Source organism: Pseudomonas entomophila (assembly GCF_023277925.1).
Classification (GTDB): Bacteria; Pseudomonadota; Gammaproteobacteria; order Pseudomonadales; family Pseudomonadaceae; genus Aquipseudomonas; species Aquipseudomonas entomophila_D.
In genome coordinates, this window is the sequence record NZ_CP063832.1 from 2,528,148 (window position 1) to 2,545,315 (window position 17,168).

Consider the following 17,168-nt stretch of genomic DNA (forward strand, 5'->3'; position numbering starts at 1 on the left):
CGACGTATCAGAGGGCCGCGTCCGGCAACACCGGCACGTATAGCAACTGCAGGCGCGCACTGCTCCACTCGCGGGTCTTGTTGGTAAGCTCGAGGTCGTTGTTGAGCTTACGCCCATAAGTCGGCACGATCTCTTTGAGCTTCGCCTGCCACTCCGGCGTCTTGATCCGATCCTTGAAGGTCTTCTCCAGCACGCTCAGCATGATCGGCGCAGCGGTCGAGGCACCTGGCGAGGCACCCAGCAGCGCGGCAATGCTGCCGTCCTGGGCGGCCACCACTTCGGTACCGAACTGCAGCACGCCGCCGTGCTCTGGGTCCTTCTTGATCACCTGGACGCGCTGCCCGGCCTGGAGCAGTTTCCAGTCTTCGTTCTTGGCGTTGGGGAAGTATTCGCGCAGCGCCGCCATGCGGTCGTCGAAGCTGAGCATCAACTGGCCCATCAGGTAGGTACTCAGGTCGATGTTATCGATGCCGGCATGCATCATCGGGCTGATGTTGTGGCTGTTCAGGGAGGCGAACATGTCCAGCAGCGAGCCGTTCTTCAAGTACTTGGTGGAGAAGGTCGCGAACGGGCCGAACAGCAGCACCTCCTTGCCATCGATCACTCGGGTATCGAGGTGCGGCACCGACATCGGTGGCGCGCCGACCGAAGCCTTGCCGTACAGCTTGGCCTTGTGACGGGCAACCAGGTCCGGGTTGTCGGTCATCAGGAACTGGCCACCCACCGGGAAGCCAGCGTAGCCCTCGGCTTCCGGGATTCCAGACTGCTGCAGCAACTTAAGCGCGCCACCGCCGGCACCGATGAATACGAACTTCGCCTTGACCGAGGTTTGCGCGCCCCCCTTGGCCAGGTCGGCCACCACCACGGTCCAGGTACCATCCTGGTTGCGCGTGATATCGCGCACTTCATGGCTCAGGTGCAACTTGACATTGGGGTTGCGGGCCATCGAGGCGAACAGCTGGCGGGTGATTTCGCCGAAGTTCACGTCGGTACCGATCGCCATGCGGGTAGCGGCGACCTTCTGAGCCGGGTCACGCCCTTCCATCACCAGTGGCACCCACTGGCGGATCTGCTCGTGGTCCTCGGAGATTTCCATGCCACGGAACAACGAGCTGTGGCGCAGGGCATCGACGCGCTTGTGCAGGAAGGCGACATTCTCGTCACCCCAGACGAAGCTCATGTGTGGCACGTTGTTGATGAACGAACGTGGGTTGTTCAACACGCCCTGTTCGACTTGGTAGGCCCAGAACTGCTTGGACACCTCGAACTGCTCGTTGACATTGACCGCCTTGCTGATATCGATGCCGCCGTCCTTGCCGACGCTGGTGTAGTTCAGCTCGCAGAAGGCAGAGTGCCCGGTACCGGCATTGTTCCAGGCGTTGGAGCTTTCCTCGGCGACCTGGCCCATGCGCTCGTAGACGTCGACCGTCCAGTTAGGTTCCAGCTCGGTGAGGTAGGTACCCAGGCTCGCGCTCATGATGCCGCCGCCGATCAGCAGGACATCGACGGCCTTTTCCGGCTCCGAGGGCTTGGAGCAGCCGATGACGCTCAGGCACAGGAGCGTCAGCAGGAGTTTTTTCATTAGCTCAATCCAATTGAAGTGAAGGACTGGCAGTCGTTGCCCCCGGTGTGCACGCCCGGATGTTGTTGTTCTGGTTCGCAGGAGTCTTGCGGGATCGGGGCACGATCGCCTCGGGCCGTGGCCCGGGGCGCCGTAAAGCAGGGAGTGTGCCAGGTTTGCCGGGGCCAGTATCCACGCGGCAAGAGGGCCGCGCACAGGCCCGAATGATGGCGATAATCCGCCACATATATGAATACCTGGCGGATTCCCCACTACCCGTAGGAGCCAGCCTTGCTGGCGAACCGGCGATCGACATGACGTCGGTGTCGCCCTGGTTCGCCAGCAAGGCTGGCTCCTACAGGGGTCAGCGGGTCAGGCGCGCGGTCACTTCACCCAGCTGCCCCGACAAGCCATGCAGGTGCTGCCCGGCCTGCTCGGTGTACTGCACCGCCTCCTGGTTGGCCGTGGCGATGCGGGTGATCTCGACCAGGTTGCGGGAAATGTCCTCGGCGACGCTGGTCTGCTCCTCAGCGGCCGTGGCGATCTGCCGGTTCATGTCGCGGATCGCCTCCACCGCAGTGGTGATGCGCTGCAGCATCTGCCCGGCCTGCTGTACCTGCTCGGCACCCTCCTCGCTGCGTTGCTGGCCGCTTTCGATGGCCTTGACCGCTTCCACCGCGCCGGACTGCACGGCCTCGATGATCTGGTGGATCTCGGCGATCGACGCCGCGGTGCGCTGGGCCAGGCTGCGCACTTCGTCAGCGACCACCGCGAAGCCGCGCCCGGCCTCGCCGGCGCGGGCGGCCTCGATAGCCGCGTTGAGCGCCAGCAGGTTGGTCTGCTCGGCAATGCCACGGATCACCTCGAGCACCTTGCCGATGCGCGTGCTGTCGTTCTCAAGGTGGCGGATCACCGCAGCCGTGCCAGCAATCTCGCGGTTGACCAAGGCAATGGTATCGATGGTCTGCTGCATCACCCGATCACCCGCCTGGGCACTGTGGTCGGCATCGTCCGCCGCACGCGCCGCTGCAGCGGCATGGCGGGCCACTTCCTGGGCCGTGGCGGACATTTCGTGCATGGCGGTGGCGACCTGGTCGGTGCGCTGGAACTGGTCCTGGGTACCGTGGGCCATGTCGCCGGCAATATTGCGCAGCCGGCCGCTGGCGCTTTCCAGCTCTTCGGCGTTGCCTTTGAGCCGGCCAACGGTGTCGGCGAGAAAATCACGCAGGGTATTGGCCGCCAGCGCCAGCCGCCCCAGTTCGTCTTCGCGGCTGCTTTGCACCCGAGCGCCAAAGCGGCCCTGACTGAGCTGGGCGACATAGTCGATGAGCTGGCGGATCGGCTCGACCAGGCTGCGATTGACCAGCCACAGGCTGAACAGACCTACAAGCACCGCCGAGGCCAGCATCACCAGCACCCCCAGCCACACGGTGCGCTCGGCGCTGGCGCTGATGGCACTGGCGCGGCTACCGGCATCGGCCCGCAGTTGCTCGACCAACGCGCTCATCTGGTCACTGGTGGCGCGGTCAACGCCCTTGACCGCCAGGTCGCCTGCCACGGGGTCGCCACCGGCGGCGAGGAAGGCCTGGCGCCCTTGTTCATAGGCCGTGCCCAACTGGCGATGGCTATCCTTGAGTTGCTCCAGTCGCCCCTTGAGCGCCGGATCGCCATTGGCGATCAACTGCCCCAGCAATTGCTGCACCTGCTGTTCACGCGCCTGGAACTGCTGCCAGTACTTGTCCAGCTCGGCCGGCTGGCGGCCGCGCAGCAGCACGTTCTTCCATTCCTGCACCTGGATCTTGAACTGCAGGTTGGCTTCATCAATCAGTTGCGAGGCACGCAACGGCCCGTCAACCAGCTCGGCATAGCCACGCACGCTGGAGGACAGAAACTGGAAGCACACCAGCGCGATCAGCAGGATCGCCACCAGGCTGCCACCAAGCAGGGAGAGAATTTGCACTCTGAGGGATTTACGCAACATTGCGGATCTCGGAACAAGGAAGTAGGGAAACGGCACACGCGAGCGCTGCCGGCAGAGACATCCTTGTCCTCGTTCTCGGGCCAAAAAAAAGCCGCCATCGGTCGATAGCAGCCAGGTCGAGCACTTACGCAACAGCTGATCCAGATAGTCTCAGGCAATTGCTACAGAAATGTTACAAATTCACGACAGACTCACCCACCACTGAATTGCAGTGCTGCCAGCCGGGCATACAGCGGGCTGTCCTCAAGCAACTGGCGGTGCGTACCGAAGGCGACCAAGCGGCCCTTGTCGATCACCGCGATACGGTCGGCATATTGCACCGTGGCCAGGCGATGGGCAATAACCAGCGTGGTGCGTCCGACCATCAGCAGTGGCAGTGCCTGCTGGATCAGATGTTCGCTTTGCGCATCGAGGGCGCTGGTGGCTTCGTCCAGTAACAGGACCGGGGCGTTCACCAGCAACGCCCGGGCAATCGCCAGGCGCTGGCGCTGCCCACCGGATAACCCACCACCGCCCTCGCCCAGTGGGGTCTGGTAGCCCTGGGGCAGTTGCACGATGAATTCGTGGGCATGAGCACTGCGCGCTGCGGCTTCGACGTCGGCCAGACTGGCTTCGGGCCGGCCATAACGGATGTTGGCTTCCACCGTGCCACGAAACAGCGCGGGCTGTTGGGCTACCAGGGCGAACTGGGCACGTAGCTCAGCGGGCGACAATGCGCTGATTGGCTGGCCATCGAGCAGGATGCTGCCTGACTGCGGGTCGTAGAAGCGCAACAACAGGTCGAACAGGGTCGACTTGCCGGCACCCGACGGCCCTACCAAGGCCACGGTCTGGCCAGGTTGAACCAGCAGGCTAAGACCATCCACAGCAGCCACCGCGGGGCGTGACGGGTAGGCGAAACGCACCTCGTGCAACTCGATGGCACCACGGGCACGCCCACCCGGCAGGCAGCTCGCCTCGACCGGCGGCAGGATCACACTCTGCGCGGCCAGCAGCTCAGCGATGCGCTCGGCAGCACCCGCCGCCCGTTGCAGCTCACCGATCACCTCGCTCAAGGTGCCGAAGGCGCTGCCGACTATCAAGCTGTAGAACACGAAGGCCGCCAGCTCACCGCCAGTGATCCGCCCGGCGATCACATCCATGCCACCCACCCAGAGCATCACCCCCACCGCGCCGAGCACCAGCACGATCACCAGGGTGATCAGCCAGGCACGCTGGGCGATCCGCCGCCGCGCCACGGCGAACGCCGCCTCCACGGTCTCGGCGAACAACAGGCGGTCACGCGCTTCATGGTTGTAGGCTTGCACCGTCTTGATCTGGCCCAGGGTTTCGGCGACATAGCTGCCGACATCGGCGACCCGGTCCTGGCTCTGGCGCGACAGGCTGCGCACCCGCCGACCGAACAGCAGGATCGGTGCCAGCACCAGCGGCAGGGCCAACACCACGATGCTGGTGAGCTTGGGGTTGGTCACGAACAACAGCAGCACACCACCGACCACCATCAAGGCATTGCGCAGGAACATCGACAGCGACGAGCCGATCACCGACTGCAGCAGCGTGGTGTCGGCGGTCAACCGAGACTGGATCTCCGAGCTGCGGTTATCCTCGAAAAAGCCGGGATGCAGGCTGACCAGATGATCGAACACCGCTCGACGGATATCGGCGACGCAGCGCTCGCCGATCCATGACACCAGGTAGAAGCGGGCAAAGGTGCCGACCGCCAGCGCCATCACCAGCAGCAGGAACAAACCGATGGTCTGGTTGAGCTGGTGGGGCGAGCGGGTCATGAAGCCCTGGTCGACCAACAACCGAATACCCTGCCCCATCGACAAGGTGATGCCGGCGGTGACCACCAGCGCCAGCAAAGCCAGCAGGGCTTGGCGACGGTATGGGCGGATGAAGTGCCAGCCCAGGTGCAGGGCACGGCGTTGGCGGGAAGAGATCGGTTCAGGCATGGCGACCGTCGTTCGGTACAGGTGAGCGCAAAGACTACCACTCGTCCGCCTGGCGGGAACGCCTGGAAATCAATGACGTCGCATGACAGGTGAATGAAACCGCCGTTCAACAGCCCCTAGATGGATTCGTTCTAAAGTGCCACTGGAGCTTAGCCTCAGTTTCTGTTGGACTGTCCGGGTCGTGAAACCGAGGGAACTGTCACAGGTCATTCACGGCGCGACAGTATCCTGAGCTTGAACCTGAAGAGGAGACAGGACATGAGCTTGCAGCACAGCAACCAGCCCCCAAAGGCGCAGAAACCGTCGCAGCCCCAGGTGTGCGGTTCGGTCATCGATGCCCAGGGCCGCGAAATCCCGATTACCGAGCAGATGATCCAGAAGGCGTGCCAGGATCTTGAACAAAGCCGGGTCGAGAAAGTCCGCAAGGGCTGAAAGCCAGAACAAGCATTCATCGCAACCCGGCGCATGCGCCGGGTTTTTGTTGGGTGGCCAACAACTTGTTGGTGTGCACCGGTCGCTGTAGGAGCGGCTTCAGCCGCGAACACCGGCGCAGCCGGTGCCCTTTACCGCGTCGCTTGCTTCGCGGCTGAAGCCGCTCCTACAGGGGTCACGCTACGCCAACCAGCTCCGCCCCCAGTGCACTGACCATCTGCGCCAGCTGTGGTGCCTCACCGCGCAAACCGACCGCCAACCCTTCGATCTCCCGCCGTACCGGATAATGCTTGCGCAGCAGGTCGAACGCCGTGCGCTGTTCAGCCACATCGTCGCTCAGGCAGCGGCGGAAATCGGCATCGTCACGGCGCGGGTCGTACACCGCACGGCACAGGGTGGCCAGCGCCCAGGCCGGCTCTGCGTTGGCATCCAGGTCGATTCGCGCCAGTGCTTGTGCCGGCAACAGATCGGCCAGGCGTACCTGCTCGGGCTCACCGCGCCAGCGGCAGAATGCCTGGTAGATCTGTGCCGTGCCGCGTTGCTTGCCATCCAGGCTGTAACCAGCGATGTGCGGGGTGGCCAGGGTGCACAGGTCGGCCAGTTGCAGGTCCACCTGCGGCTCGCCTTCCCAGACATCGAGCACCGCATGCACGTCCTCGCGGTCGAGCAGCAGTTCGCGCAGGGCCCTGTTGTCCACCACAGGGCCGCGGCTGGCGTTGATCAACCAAGCACCGGGGCGCAGGCTTGCCAACCTTTTGCGGTCAAGCAGATGCCAGGTCGGATGCTCGCCACCTCGCTGCAGCGGCGTGTGCAGGCTGATCACGTCGCACTGTGCAAGGATCGTCTCAAGGCTGACGAACTCACCCCCTTCGCTGGCCTCGCGCACCGGGTCGCAGACCAGCACCTTCCAGCCCAGGCCATGCAGCACCCGCGCCAGGCGCCCCCCCACCTCGCCCACGCCAACCACGCCATAGACACGCTTGTTCAAGTCGACACCTTCGAGTTCGGCCAGGGTCAGCAAGCTGCCCAGCACGTAGTCGACCACACCGCGGGCGTTGCATCCCGGGGCACTGCTCCAGTGGATGCCGGCATTGGAGAAGTAGTCGAGGTCCAGGTGGTCGGTGCCGATGGTGCAGGTGCCGACGAAACGCACCTTGCTACCATCGAGCAGTTGCCGGTCGACACGGGTCACCGAACGCACCAACAGCACGTCGGCGTCCTTGACGCTGGCGGCATCGATGGCACGCCCAGGGTAACGGCGGATCTCGCCGAACCCGGCGAAGAAGGCATCGAGCAGCGGGATATTCTCGTCGGCAACTATCAGCATGGCGCTCTCCTGTCAGGGGAGCGCAGTGTAGCGCGATCGCGCGGGGCTCAGTCGGCCTTCTTGCGGATCCAGTACAGGTAGGTGCCAGCCTCTTCCTGCTGGGACAGCAGCTCGTGGCCGAGGAAGACGCAAAACTTGGGAATGTCGCGGCGGGTCGACGGGTCGGTGGCAATCACCTTGAGCACGCCGCCGGCTGCCAGCTCGCGCACATGCTTGTGCAGCATCATCACCGGCTCCGGGCAGTTGAGGCCGGTGGCGTCGAGGGTCGCGTCGTGGGTCAGGTCGGTCATGGGGGGCTCCGCTAAATGAAAGGCATTGTGGCGCATCACCGGGTGGACTCCAAGCCCACCTGCCGGCTCCCAGGGTTTTGGCTCCTACGCGCGGCAGGGCATCGGCTCAACGCGGCTTGAGGTCCAGCCGACGCAGGTGACAGGTTACTTCCTCACGGTCGTGATACAGCTGCTTGCAAGCAATCGACACCTTCACCTTGCGCTCCTTGAACCCGGCCTCCATACGGTCGAGCAACTTGCGCACTTCGGCATGGCGCTGCTTCATTGGCAACTTGAGGTTGACCACCGCCTCGCGACATAGCCCTTCGCCCAGCCACGTCTCGATCAGCGAGGCAGTGCGCGCGGGCTTCTCGACGATATCGCAGACCATCCAGTCCACCGTCTGCTTGGGTTTCCAGGTGAAACCGTCGGCCATCAGGTGCGTCACCAGGCCGGTGTCCATCAGGCTCTCAGCCATGGGGCCGTTGTCGATGGCGGTCACCAGCATGCCGCGCTTGACCAGTTGGTAAGTCCAGCCGCCCGGCGAGGCGCCCAGGTCGACACCGGTCATGTCGTCGTTCAGGCGCTGGTCCCACTGCTCGCGCGCAATGAACTGATGCCACGCCTCCTCAAGCTTGAGGGTCGAGCGGCTGGGTGCCTCGCGGGGGAACTTCAGCCGTGGGATGCCCATCGGCCACAGGGCCGAATTGTCCGCCTCGGCCAGGCCCAGGAACACACGCCGACCGCTGATGAACGTCAACAACAGACGCGGGCGCCGGGCGTCGTCGACCAGCCTGCCGGCTTTCTCCAGTGCTTTGCGCAGGGGCACCTCGAACTTGCGGCAGAAGGTCGACAGCTCCTTGCCTTCGTTGCTGTCGAGCACTTCCAGCCACAGGCTGCCGCACACCGGCAGGTCGGCCAGGTGCTCCAGCAGCACGCTGATGCGGTCTTTCTCCGGGAGCTCGACGAAAGCCCCCCTCGCCCACTGGCGCGGGAAGATCAGTTGGGCAAAACGCAACTCATGCATCAGCCGCTGCGCGCCATCGGGCTCCGTGCAGACGAACTCGGCGCACGCACTCTGCGGCTTGCCCTTGGCATAGCCGGCCACCCCAAGTTGGGCGGCAAGTTCGCTGATTTCGGCACAGACCTCGCCCTCGAAACCGGGCCGGCAATGCATGAACAGGGTATTCATTTCTCACTCCACATCACTGGCGCAGACGGCGCCAGGGCGGCGAATGATAAAGGAAGATCGGAACTGGCGACATGCCCCATCGGTCCAGAAAAGGGGCAGGCCCGGCAAACGGGTCTAACCTGACTGTTCAGCCAGGTCCGTGCCGTGCGGACCGATCCAGAGCGGTGACACCGGCGAGCAACCTGTATCGGCCGGGCACCGGAGCACCAAGGAGTTGTAGATGCCCTCGCTCGACAGCCTGAAAACCCTCAAGACCCTCGACGTGGCCGGCCACGTCTACCACTATTTCAGCCTCGCCGAGGCCGCCCGCCAGTTGGGTGACCTGCAGCACCTGCCCATGTCGTTGAAGGTGCTGCTGGAAAACCTGCTGCGCTGGGAGGACGGCAAGACCGTCACCGGCGACGACCTGCGCGCCCTGGCCAAGTGGCTGGCTGAGCGCCGCTCGGACCGCGAGATCCAGTACCGCCCGGCGCGGGTACTGATGCAGGACTTCACCGGCGTACCCGCGGTGGTCGACCTGGCCGCCATGCGCGCAGCCATGGCCAAGGCCGGTGGCGACCCACAGCGCATCAACCCGCTGTCGCCGGTGGACCTGGTGATCGACCACTCGGTGATGGTCGACCGCTACGCCAGCCCCAGCGCCTTCGCCCAGAACGTCGACATCGAGATGCAGCGCAACGGCGAGCGCTACGCCTTCCTGCGCTGGGGCCAGAGCGCCTTCGCCAACTTCCGCGTGGTGCCGCCGGGCACCGGCATCTGCCACCAGGTCAACCTGGAGTATTTGGGCCGCACGGTCTGGACCAACGAGCAGGATGGGCGCACCTACGCCTTCCCCGACACCCTGGTCGGTACCGACTCGCACACCACCATGATCAACGGCCTGGGCGTGCTCGGCTGGGGCGTGGGCGGCATCGAGGCCGAGGCGGCCATGCTCGGCCAGCCGGTATCGATGCTGATCCCCGAGGTGATCGGCTTCCAGCTGACCGGCAAGCTGCGCGAAGGCATCACCGCCACCGACCTGGTGCTCACGGTCACGCAAATGCTGCGCAAGAAGGGGGTGGTGGGCAAGTTCGTCGAGTTCTACGGCGATGGCCTGGCCGACCTGCCGCTGGCCGACCGCGCCACCATCGCCAACATGGCCCCGGAGTACGGCGCCACCTGTGGTTTCTTCCCGGTCGACCAAGTGACCCTGGACTACCTGCGCCTGTCCGGGCGCCCGGAAGCGACCGTGCAACTGGTCGAGGCCTATTGCAAGGCGCAGGGGTTGTGGCGCCTGCCTGGGCATGAGCCACAGTTCACCGACACGCTCGCCCTGGACATGCATGAAGTGGAAGCCAGCCTGGCCGGGCCCAAGCGTCCGCAGGACCGGGTGGCACTGGGCCAGGTCAGCCAGGCGTTCGACCACTTCATCGAGCTGCAACCCAAGCCCCTGGCCAAGGAGGTCGGCCGCCTGGAAAGCGAAGGCGGCGGTGGTGTGGCGGTGGGCAATGCCGACCAGGCTGGCGAAATCGACTATGTTCACGGCGGCCAGACCCACACCCTGCGCGACGGCGCCGTGGTGATCGCCGCCATCACCTCCTGTACCAACACCTCCAACCCCAGCGTGATGATGGCCGCCGGCCTGGTGGCGAAGAAGGCCGTGGAAAAGGGTCTGCGGCGCAAACCCTGGGTCAAGAGCTCCCTCGCGCCGGGCTCGAAGGTGGTCACCGACTACTTCAAGGCGGCAGGCCTTACGCCCTACCTCGACCAGCTCGGCTTCGACCTGGTCGGCTATGGCTGCACCACTTGCATCGGCAATTCCGGGCCACTGGACGATGCCATCGAGAAAGCCATCGGCAGCGCCGACCTGACCGTCGCCTCGGTGCTGTCGGGCAACCGCAACTTCGAGGGGCGCGTGCATCCGCTGGTCAAGACCAACTGGCTGGCTTCGCCGCCACTGGTGGTCGCCTATGCACTGGCGGGCAGCGTGCGCGTGGACCTGACCCAGGACGCCCTGGGCACCGGCAAGGATGGCCAGCCCGTGTACCTGCGCGACATCTGGCCCAGCCAGCAGGAGATCGCCGAGGCGGTCGCCAATGTCGACACCGACATGTTCCACAAGGAGTATGCCGAGGTGTTCGCCGGCGACGCCCAGTGGCAGGCCATCGCAGTGCCCAAGGCCGCCACCTATGCCTGGCAGGACGATTCCACCTACATCCAGCACCCGCCGTTCTTCGATGACATCGGCGGCCCGCTGCCAGAAGTCCGCGACATCCAGGGCGCGTGCATCCTGGCCCTGCTGGGTGATTCGGTGACCACCGACCATATCTCGCCAGCCGGCAACATCAAGGCCGACAGCCCGGCCGGGCGCTACCTGCGTGAGCAGGGCGTGGAACCGCGCGACTTCAACTCCTACGGTTCGCGGCGTGGCAACCACGAAGTGATGATGCGCGGCACCTTCGCCAACATCCGTATTCGCAACGAAATGCTGGGCGGCGAGGAAGGCGGCAATACCTTGTACGTGCCCAGCGGCGAGAAACTGTCGATCTATGACGCCGCCATGCGCTACCAACGGGATGGCACGCCACTGGTGGTGATTGCCGGCCAGGAGTACGGCACCGGCTCAAGCCGCGACTGGGCGGCCAAGGGCACCAACCTGTTGGGGGTCAAGGCCGTGCTGGCGGAAAGTTTCGAGCGTATCCACCGCTCGAACCTGGTGGGCATGGGTGTGCTGCCGCTGCAGTTCAAGGCCGGGAACGACCGCAAACAGCTCGGCCTGACCGGCAAGGAGCGCATCGATGTGCTGGGACTCTCGGGTGCACAGATCCGCCCCGGCATGAACCTGCCCGTGCGCATCACCCGAGAGGATGGCCAAACGGTCCAAGTCGAGGTGCTGTGCCGGATCGACACACTGAATGAAGTGGAGTACTTCAAGTCGGGAGGGATCCTGCACTTTGTGCTGCGGCAATTGATCGCGGGCTGATCTGCCGCGGCACAGGTGTCTTGGGCGACGAACGGTAAGTCCAACCCTCCATGGACTTACCGGCACAAGGAAACCTCATGCCTCTTCCCTACTGGATCGCCCTGCTTCTGCTTGGCCTCGGCTACACCCTCGCACTGACCTACGGCAGCCTGGGTGTGGCTGCCCTGCCGGCCTTGCTCGCCCTGCTGTGCAGCGCCTTACTGGCACGTCGGCGGGTACGCTGGCAGCAAACCCTTGGCCACGTCCTGTTCATCGCCCTGGCCTTCGCCCTGGCACTGCACTGGCTACCCGGGTTCAACGGTGCCAAGGTGATCGACAAGGCCGTGCTCAGCGCAGGCGCCATTCCATTCTCCATGTACCTGAACCTGGACAAGCCACTGATCGGCGCATGGCTTCTGCTGGCCTGCCCGTGGTTGGTGATGCTGCGCACACGCGGCTTGTCCACGAGCCTCGGCGTGATACTGCCGCTGACGCTGCTCGCTTGCCTGGGTGGCGCCTGGTCGATGGGCCTGGTGGCCTGGGCGCCAAAGTGGCCGGACCAGGCCTGGCTGTGGCTGCTGAACAACCTGCTGCTGGTCAGCCTGACCGAGGAATTGCTGTTCCGGGGTTATATACAGGGCGGGCTGCAACGCCTGTTCAAGCATGAGGGCCTGGCGCTGATCGCCGCCGCGCTGCTGTTTGGCCTGGCACACCTGGGCGGTGGCTGGCAGTGGTTCTACCTGGCCAGCCTGGCCGGGGTGGGGTATGGTCTGGCCTATCGCCATGGCGGACTGGCCGCAGCGGTGCTGTGCCATGTTGGTGTCAACCTGGCGCACTTCACCGGCTTCACTTATCCGATGCTGGCCCCGAGCTGAACAATAGGTCATGATCCGACCCAATCGTCACAAACCATAAATAAAACTGCAACATTGGCAGCAACTTACGCGATCATGCCGGCATCGCTACTTCAGCCTCTGCATCACCGCCTTGCGCCAGGTCAATGGCAGTTAAATATTCATTCAATAAAACCAGAGGCTTGCCGATACCTGTCGAAAGCCTTGCGGATTGAACAGCCAATGCGTAACAACCAGCCGATTACCCAGAGAGAACGGACTTTCCCTGCCCAGCAGCGGTTGATCTCCACTACCAACGCCAAAGGCGTGATCACCTACTGCAACGACGCATTCATCGAGATCAGCGGTTTTTCCCGCGAGGAACTGATGGGCGCGCCGCACAACCTGGTTCGCCACCCCGATGTGCCGCCGGCCGTGTTCGCCCACATGTGGCAGACCCTCAAGCAGGGCCTGCCGTGGATGGGTATCGTCAAGAACCGCTGCAAGTCGGGCGATCACTACTGGGTGAACGCCTACGTCACCCCGGTGTACGACAGCAACCAGGTGGTCGGCTATGAGTCGGTACGGGTCAAACCCACCGCCGAACAAATCCGCCGCGCCGAAGCGCTGTACCAGCGCATCAACCAAGGCAAGTCGGCCATCCCGAAACGCGACAAATGGCTACCGGTGCTACAGGACTGGCTGCCATTCATCCTCATCAGCCAGGCCGGCTTCCTGATTGGCAACTGGCTGGGCCACTCCTGGGGCTTCGCCCTGGCGGCCGGCCTGTCGGTCCCCCTGGGCCTGCTCGGCCTGAGCTGGCAGCAACGCGGCCTCAAGCGCCTGCTGCGTCTGGCCGAACAGACCACCTCCGACCCGCTGATCGCGCAAATGTACACCGACAGCCGTGGTGTCCAAGCCCGCCTGGAAATGGCCATGCTCAGCCAGGACGCACGGATGAAGACCTGCCTGACCCGCCTGCAGGACAGTGCCGAGCAACTGAGCGACCAGGCTCGCCAGTCCGATGCCCTTGCCCACCAGAGCTCCTCGGGCCTGGAGCGCCAACGCGTGGAAACCGAGCAAGTGGCCGCCGCGGTCAATCAGATGGCCGCTACCACCCAAGAAGTGGCCAACCACGTGCAGCGCACCGCCGACGCCACGCAAGAGGCCAATCGCCTGACCAGCCAGGGCCGCCATATCGCCGGCGAGACGCGCGACGCGATCGAACGGCTGTCCGCCGCCGTGGGCGAGACCGGCCTGACGGTCACGCAACTGGCCAAGGACAGTGACGAAATTGGCGGCGTGGTCGATGTGATCAAGGGCATTGCCGACCAGACCAACCTGCTGGCACTCAATGCCGCCATCGAGGCTGCCCGTGCCGGCGAGATGGGCCGGGGCTTCGCGGTCGTCGCCGACGAAGTCCGCCAACTGGCCCAGCGCACCGCCGAGTCCACCGGGCAGATTCACGGCCTGATCGCCAAGCTGCAGCAGACCGCCAACAATGCAGTGCAGACCATGGAGACCGGCCACCGCCAGGCCCAGGAAGGTGTCGAGCGAGTGATGGAGGCTGACCAGGCCCTGGTGGGCATCAGCGAAGCGGTGGCCAACATCACCGACATGGCCACCCAGATCGCCGCAGCCACAGAGGAACAGACCGCGGTGGCCGAAGAGATCAGCCGCAACATCAGCACCATCGCCGACCTGGCCGACCAGACTGCGGGCCAGGCACAGCGCTCGGCACTGCTCAGCGAAGAGCTGACCAGCACCGCGGGCACTCAATACTCGCTGGTGGAACGCTTCAACCGCTAGACAGCAGACGGCGCCCCAAGGGGCGCCGTCTGCTTTACCACGCCAGGCTCAGCCTGCTTTCGAAATACCGCTCCTCGCCACTCAACGGATCCTTGAAACGCAGGCTGTGCGCCAGCAGTTTCAGCGGTCGCGTGTAATCGTCCTGCTCATTGTCCAGCTGAGGATAGAACGGGTCATTGCAGATACCCGCGCCCAGCGCAGCCATGTGCACCCGCAACTGGTGGGTCTTGCCTGTCACCGGCGACAGGCCATAGCGCCACAGCTCGCCCTGTTTCTCGAGCACGCAGGCGTGGGTTTCGCTGTTATCGGCCCCCTCGACCTCATGCATGCGGAAGAACGGCTCGCCGTGCACCAGGCGGCTGCGGTGCACCAGAGGAAACACATGCTGCGGCATGGCCGCGGCAATTGCCTGGTAGTGCTTGTCGATACGCCGCTCCGGGAACAGCCGCTGGTAGGCGCCACGGGTCTGCGGGTTGGCAGAGAACAGCACCAGGCCGGCCGTATGCCGGTCGATACGATGCAGGGGTACCAGATGCGGGTTGTCCAGGCGGCGGATCAAGCGGCGCAGCAGAGTTTGTTCGACATACTCGCCGGTGGGTGTCACCGGCAGGAAATGCGGTTTGTCCGCTACCACCAGGTGCTCGTCCACATGCAGGATCTCTTCCTGCACTGGAATCGGCTTCTCGTTGGGCACCTCGCGAAAGTAATGCAGGCGCAAGCCCTGGCGATAGGGAAGCTGCGCGGCGATCGCACGGCCTTCACTGTCCAGCACCCGGCCACGGGCAAAGCGATCGAGCCACTGCTCGCGGGGGATACCCTTGAAATGATCGCACAGGCAATCCAGCACCGTCGCCCAGCGACCTGGTGGCAGGCATACGGTGCTGGCTTGCAGGTGGGCGGGGTTGAAGGGCGTGGTCATCGGCGGGCTCGGCATCACAGGGGGAGACATTATCCCCTAGCCAGCTCGCCGCAACCAGCATCGCTGGCCGGCTCACAGCGCGCCTTCAGCCAGCGCAGCACCTGCACGGCGTCCCAGCGCCCCGGGTCATAGAGGGCATAGCTCAGGCCCTGGTAGCCCACGACATCCAGCGGGCGATGAAATCCCGCGCGCTGGAACAATGCCTCGATCTCAGCGAAGCAGGTGTTGAAATGAACCTTGCCGAAGGGCGTCCGGTCATCGGTGACGATGCCATCGAGTCGCAATTCCAGCACAGCGTCACCCACACGCTCGGGGGACATGTGATTGATGCTGTACTTGAGTTGCTCGACATTGAGCATGGCTTCACCTCGATACTGTATTTATATACAGCATACGGAGCGAAACGCCTTAGCGTCAATCAACCACTCAGCGCAGGAACGCCACCACCTGTTCGGCATCGAACGGCCAGCCCAGTTCGGCGCCGGTATCGCAGCGGCGCAGCACTGGAATCAGCAGGCCGTACCGCTCGAACAGCGCCTCTTTCTCCGCGATGTCGACCAACTCGACCAGCAGGCCGTGCTCGACGAACGGCATCAGCATGGCTTCCGCCACTTCACACAGATGGCACCCGAGGGTACCGAACAACTGGCATTCAGGGAGCATGAACGGGCCCGGAAATCATCTTCAAGGATGCTTATTCTAGGTCCAGACCCTGCAACCTGCACCTGCGCCAGGTCAATCCTGGCTGGTCGCGCCAATGCGGTGCAGCGCCAGGTCGGCGCCCTGGAACTCCTGCTCGTGGCTGAGGCGCAGGCCGTGCAACGCCTTGATCGAACCATACACGACAAAACCACCGGCCAACGCCACCACGACACCGGCGAGGCTGCCCAGCAACTGACTCATCAGGCTGACACCGCCCAACCCGCCCAGCGCCGTCTGCCCGAACACGCCGCAGGCGATTCCACCCCAGACCCCACACAGGCCATGCAGCGGCCACACACCGAGCACATCGTCGATCTTCCAGCGGTTCTGTGCCGCGGTGAAGCACCAGACGAACAGGCCTCCCGCCACCAGACCGACCACCAGCGCCCCTACCGGGTGCATCAGGTCGGAACCCGCGCAAACCGCCACCAGCCCGGCCAGCGGTCCGTTATGCAGGAAGCCTGGGTCATTGCGCCCTGCCAGCAAGGCCGACAAGGTGCCGCCTACCATGGCCATCAGCGAATTGATCGCCACCAGCCCGCTCACGCCCTGCAGGGTCTGCGCGCTCATGACGTTGAAGCCGAACCAGCCAATGATCAGGATCCAGGACCCCAGTGCCAGGAACGGGATGCTCGACGGAGCGAAGGCCACTAGCCGGCCATCGCGATAACGACCGCGACGCGCCCCCAGCAGGATGACCGCTGCCAAGGCCAGCCACCCGCCCATGGCATGCACCACGACGGACCCGGCGAAGTCATGGAACGGTGCGCCGAAGCGCGCCTGCAGCCATGCCTGGATACCCAGGTTGCCATTCCACACCACCCCTTCGAAAAACGGATAGATGAATGCCACGATCAACGCCGTCGCGCACAACTGCGGCATGAACCGTGCCCGCTCGGCGATCCCTCCTGAGATGATCGCCGGGATCGCCGCGGCGAAGGTTAGCAGGAAGAAGCATTTGACCAAGGCGTAACCATGGTCGCTGGCCAGCTCGGCCGCCGGCTGCATGAAGCTCACGCCATAGGCGATCCAGTAGCCGATGAAGAAGTACACCAGTGCCGAGATGGCGAAATCACTGAGAATCTTCGACAGGGCGTTGACCTGGTTCTTGTGGCGTACCGTGCCGACCTCGAGAAAGGCGAAGCCGGCATGCATGGCCAGGACCAGAATCGCCCCCATGAGGATGAACAAGGTGTTCGAACCATGGACCAGGGAGTCCATCGCGTTGTGCATGTTTTCCATGAAGT

General features: G+C 64.2%; 14 protein-coding genes and 1 pseudogene. 4 read left to right on the top strand and 11 right to left on the bottom strand.

Annotated features, from left to right (window positions below; all coding sequences use genetic code 11):
- Nucleotides 1–7: 7 nt before the first annotated feature.
- From mqo to IM733_RS10985, 4 genes and pseudogenes are all read right to left on the bottom strand, one after another.
- A complete protein-coding gene (gene mqo / locus IM733_RS10975; protein WP_248920856.1) occupies nucleotides 8–1,582 on the bottom strand; it encodes a malate dehydrogenase (quinone) in 1,575 nt (524 codons plus the stop codon).
- A gap of 343 nt (nucleotides 1,583–1,925) precedes the next feature.
- Nucleotides 1,926–2,693 carry a methyl-accepting chemotaxis protein gene (locus tag IM733_RS25725; RefSeq protein WP_432760422.1) on the bottom strand — a complete coding sequence of 256 codons (768 nt, stop codon included), beginning with the start codon at nucleotides 2,691–2,693 and terminating at the stop codon, nucleotides 1,926–1,928.
- Between the two features lie 117 nt (nucleotides 2,694–2,810).
- Nucleotides 2,811–3,542: pseudogene (locus IM733_RS25730) on the bottom strand (HAMP domain-containing protein); the annotation flags it as partial.
- A 191-nt stretch (nucleotides 3,543–3,733) separates the two neighbouring features.
- Nucleotides 3,734–5,497, bottom strand: coding sequence for an ABC transporter transmembrane domain-containing protein (locus tag IM733_RS10985; protein ID WP_248920858.1), 1,764 nt, complete (start codon nucleotides 5,495–5,497; stop codon nucleotides 3,734–3,736).
- A 258-nt stretch (nucleotides 5,498–5,755) separates the two neighbouring features.
- On the opposite strand from IM733_RS10985, the gene IM733_RS10990 reads away from it, so the two are divergent.
- Nucleotides 5,756–5,929, top strand: coding sequence for a PA1571 family protein (locus IM733_RS10990; RefSeq protein ID WP_248920859.1), 174 nt, complete (start codon nucleotides 5,756–5,758; stop codon nucleotides 5,927–5,929).
- 175 nt (nucleotides 5,930–6,104) lie between these two features.
- On the opposite strand, the gene pdxB is transcribed toward IM733_RS10990, so the two are convergent.
- The 3 genes from pdxB to rlmM all read right to left on the bottom strand — a co-directional run bounded on the left by pdxB (nucleotide 6,105) and on the right by rlmM (nucleotide 8,717).
- Nucleotides 6,105–7,256, bottom strand: coding sequence for a 4-phosphoerythronate dehydrogenase PdxB (gene pdxB, locus IM733_RS10995; RefSeq protein WP_248920860.1), 1,152 nt, complete (start codon nucleotides 7,254–7,256; stop codon nucleotides 6,105–6,107).
- A 47-nt stretch (nucleotides 7,257–7,303) separates the two neighbouring features.
- Nucleotides 7,304–7,537 (bottom strand): sulfurtransferase TusA, encoded by a 234-nt coding sequence (gene tusA / locus IM733_RS11000; protein ID WP_213661213.1) that lies wholly within the window; start codon nucleotides 7,535–7,537, stop codon nucleotides 7,304–7,306.
- Between the two features lie 115 nt (nucleotides 7,538–7,652).
- Nucleotides 7,653–8,717, bottom strand: coding sequence for a 23S rRNA (cytidine(2498)-2'-O)-methyltransferase RlmM (rlmM, locus tag IM733_RS11005; protein WP_248920861.1), 1,065 nt, complete (start codon nucleotides 8,715–8,717; stop codon nucleotides 7,653–7,655).
- Nucleotides 8,718–8,937: 220 nt separating this feature from the next.
- Here rlmM and acnA point away from each other — a divergent pair, with 220 nt between their 5' ends.
- From acnA to IM733_RS11020, 3 genes are all read left to right on the top strand, one after another.
- The gene (gene acnA, locus IM733_RS11010; RefSeq protein WP_248920862.1) at nucleotides 8,938–11,679 is read left to right on the top strand and encodes an aconitate hydratase AcnA; all 2,742 of its coding nucleotides are present in this window, start codon (nucleotides 8,938–8,940) and stop codon (nucleotides 11,677–11,679) included.
- A 77-nt stretch (nucleotides 11,680–11,756) separates the two neighbouring features.
- Complete coding sequence (locus IM733_RS11015) at nucleotides 11,757–12,533, top strand: CPBP family intramembrane glutamic endopeptidase (protein WP_248920863.1); 777 nt, start codon at nucleotides 11,757–11,759, stop codon at nucleotides 12,531–12,533.
- A gap of 201 nt (nucleotides 12,534–12,734) precedes the next feature.
- Nucleotides 12,735–14,300: a methyl-accepting chemotaxis protein gene (locus IM733_RS11020; RefSeq protein WP_248920864.1), complete on the top strand. Its 1,566-nt coding sequence runs from the start codon at nucleotides 12,735–12,737 to the stop codon at nucleotides 14,298–14,300.
- Nucleotides 14,301–14,334: 34 nt separating this feature from the next.
- On the opposite strand, the gene IM733_RS11025 is transcribed toward IM733_RS11020, so the two are convergent.
- The 4 genes from IM733_RS11025 to IM733_RS11040 all read right to left on the bottom strand — a co-directional run bounded on the left by IM733_RS11025 (nucleotide 14,335) and on the right by IM733_RS11040 (nucleotide 17,163).
- Nucleotides 14,335–15,219: a pseudouridine synthase gene (locus IM733_RS11025; protein WP_248920865.1), complete on the bottom strand. Its 885-nt coding sequence runs from the start codon at nucleotides 15,217–15,219 to the stop codon at nucleotides 14,335–14,337.
- A 29-nt stretch (nucleotides 15,220–15,248) separates the two neighbouring features.
- Entirely contained in the window at nucleotides 15,249–15,578 is a 330-nt protein-coding gene (locus IM733_RS11030; protein ID WP_248920866.1) for a transcriptional regulator, read from the bottom strand.
- A 67-nt stretch (nucleotides 15,579–15,645) separates the two neighbouring features.
- Nucleotides 15,646–15,882 (bottom strand): glutaredoxin family protein, encoded by a 237-nt coding sequence (locus IM733_RS11035; protein ID WP_248920867.1) that lies wholly within the window; start codon nucleotides 15,880–15,882, stop codon nucleotides 15,646–15,648.
- Nucleotides 15,883–15,954: 72 nt separating this feature from the next.
- Nucleotides 15,955–17,163 carry an ammonium transporter gene (locus tag IM733_RS11040; protein WP_248920868.1) on the bottom strand — a complete coding sequence of 403 codons (1,209 nt, stop codon included), beginning with the start codon at nucleotides 17,161–17,163 and terminating at the stop codon, nucleotides 15,955–15,957.
- Nucleotides 17,164–17,168: the final 5 nt, after the last annotated feature.

What these genes read in the sequence shown, in the direction of transcription:
- mqo (WP_248920856.1), bottom strand. Translation starts at nt 1,582, where the DNA reads ATGAAAAAACTCCTGCTGACGCTCCTGTGCCTGAGCGTCATCGGCTGC.
- IM733_RS25725 (WP_432760422.1), bottom strand. Translation starts at nt 2,693, where the DNA reads ATGGCCCACGGTACCCAGGACCAGTTCCAGCGCACCGACCAGGTCGCC.
- IM733_RS10985 (WP_248920858.1), bottom strand. Translation starts at nt 5,497, where the DNA reads ATGCCTGAACCGATCTCTTCCCGCCAACGCCGTGCCCTGCACCTGGGC.
- IM733_RS10990 (WP_248920859.1), top strand. Translation starts at nt 5,756, where the DNA reads ATGAGCTTGCAGCACAGCAACCAGCCCCCAAAGGCGCAGAAACCGTCG.
- pdxB (WP_248920860.1), bottom strand. Translation starts at nt 7,256, where the DNA reads ATGCTGATAGTTGCCGACGAGAATATCCCGCTGCTCGATGCCTTCTTC.
- rlmM (WP_248920861.1), bottom strand. Translation starts at nt 8,717, where the DNA reads ATGAATACCCTGTTCATGCATTGCCGGCCCGGTTTCGAGGGCGAGGTC.
- acnA (WP_248920862.1), top strand. Translation starts at nt 8,938, where the DNA reads ATGCCCTCGCTCGACAGCCTGAAAACCCTCAAGACCCTCGACGTGGCC.
- IM733_RS11015 (WP_248920863.1), top strand. Translation starts at nt 11,757, where the DNA reads ATGCCTCTTCCCTACTGGATCGCCCTGCTTCTGCTTGGCCTCGGCTAC.
- IM733_RS11020 (WP_248920864.1), top strand. Translation starts at nt 12,735, where the DNA reads ATGCGTAACAACCAGCCGATTACCCAGAGAGAACGGACTTTCCCTGCC.
- IM733_RS11025 (WP_248920865.1), bottom strand. Translation starts at nt 15,219, where the DNA reads ATGACCACGCCCTTCAACCCCGCCCACCTGCAAGCCAGCACCGTATGC.
- IM733_RS11030 (WP_248920866.1), bottom strand. Translation starts at nt 15,578, where the DNA reads ATGCTCAATGTCGAGCAACTCAAGTACAGCATCAATCACATGTCCCCC.
- IM733_RS11035 (WP_248920867.1), bottom strand. Translation starts at nt 15,882, where the DNA reads ATGCTCCCTGAATGCCAGTTGTTCGGTACCCTCGGGTGCCATCTGTGT.
- IM733_RS11040 (WP_248920868.1), bottom strand. Translation starts at nt 17,163, where the DNA reads ATGGAAAACATGCACAACGCGATGGACTCCCTGGTCCATGGTTCGAAC.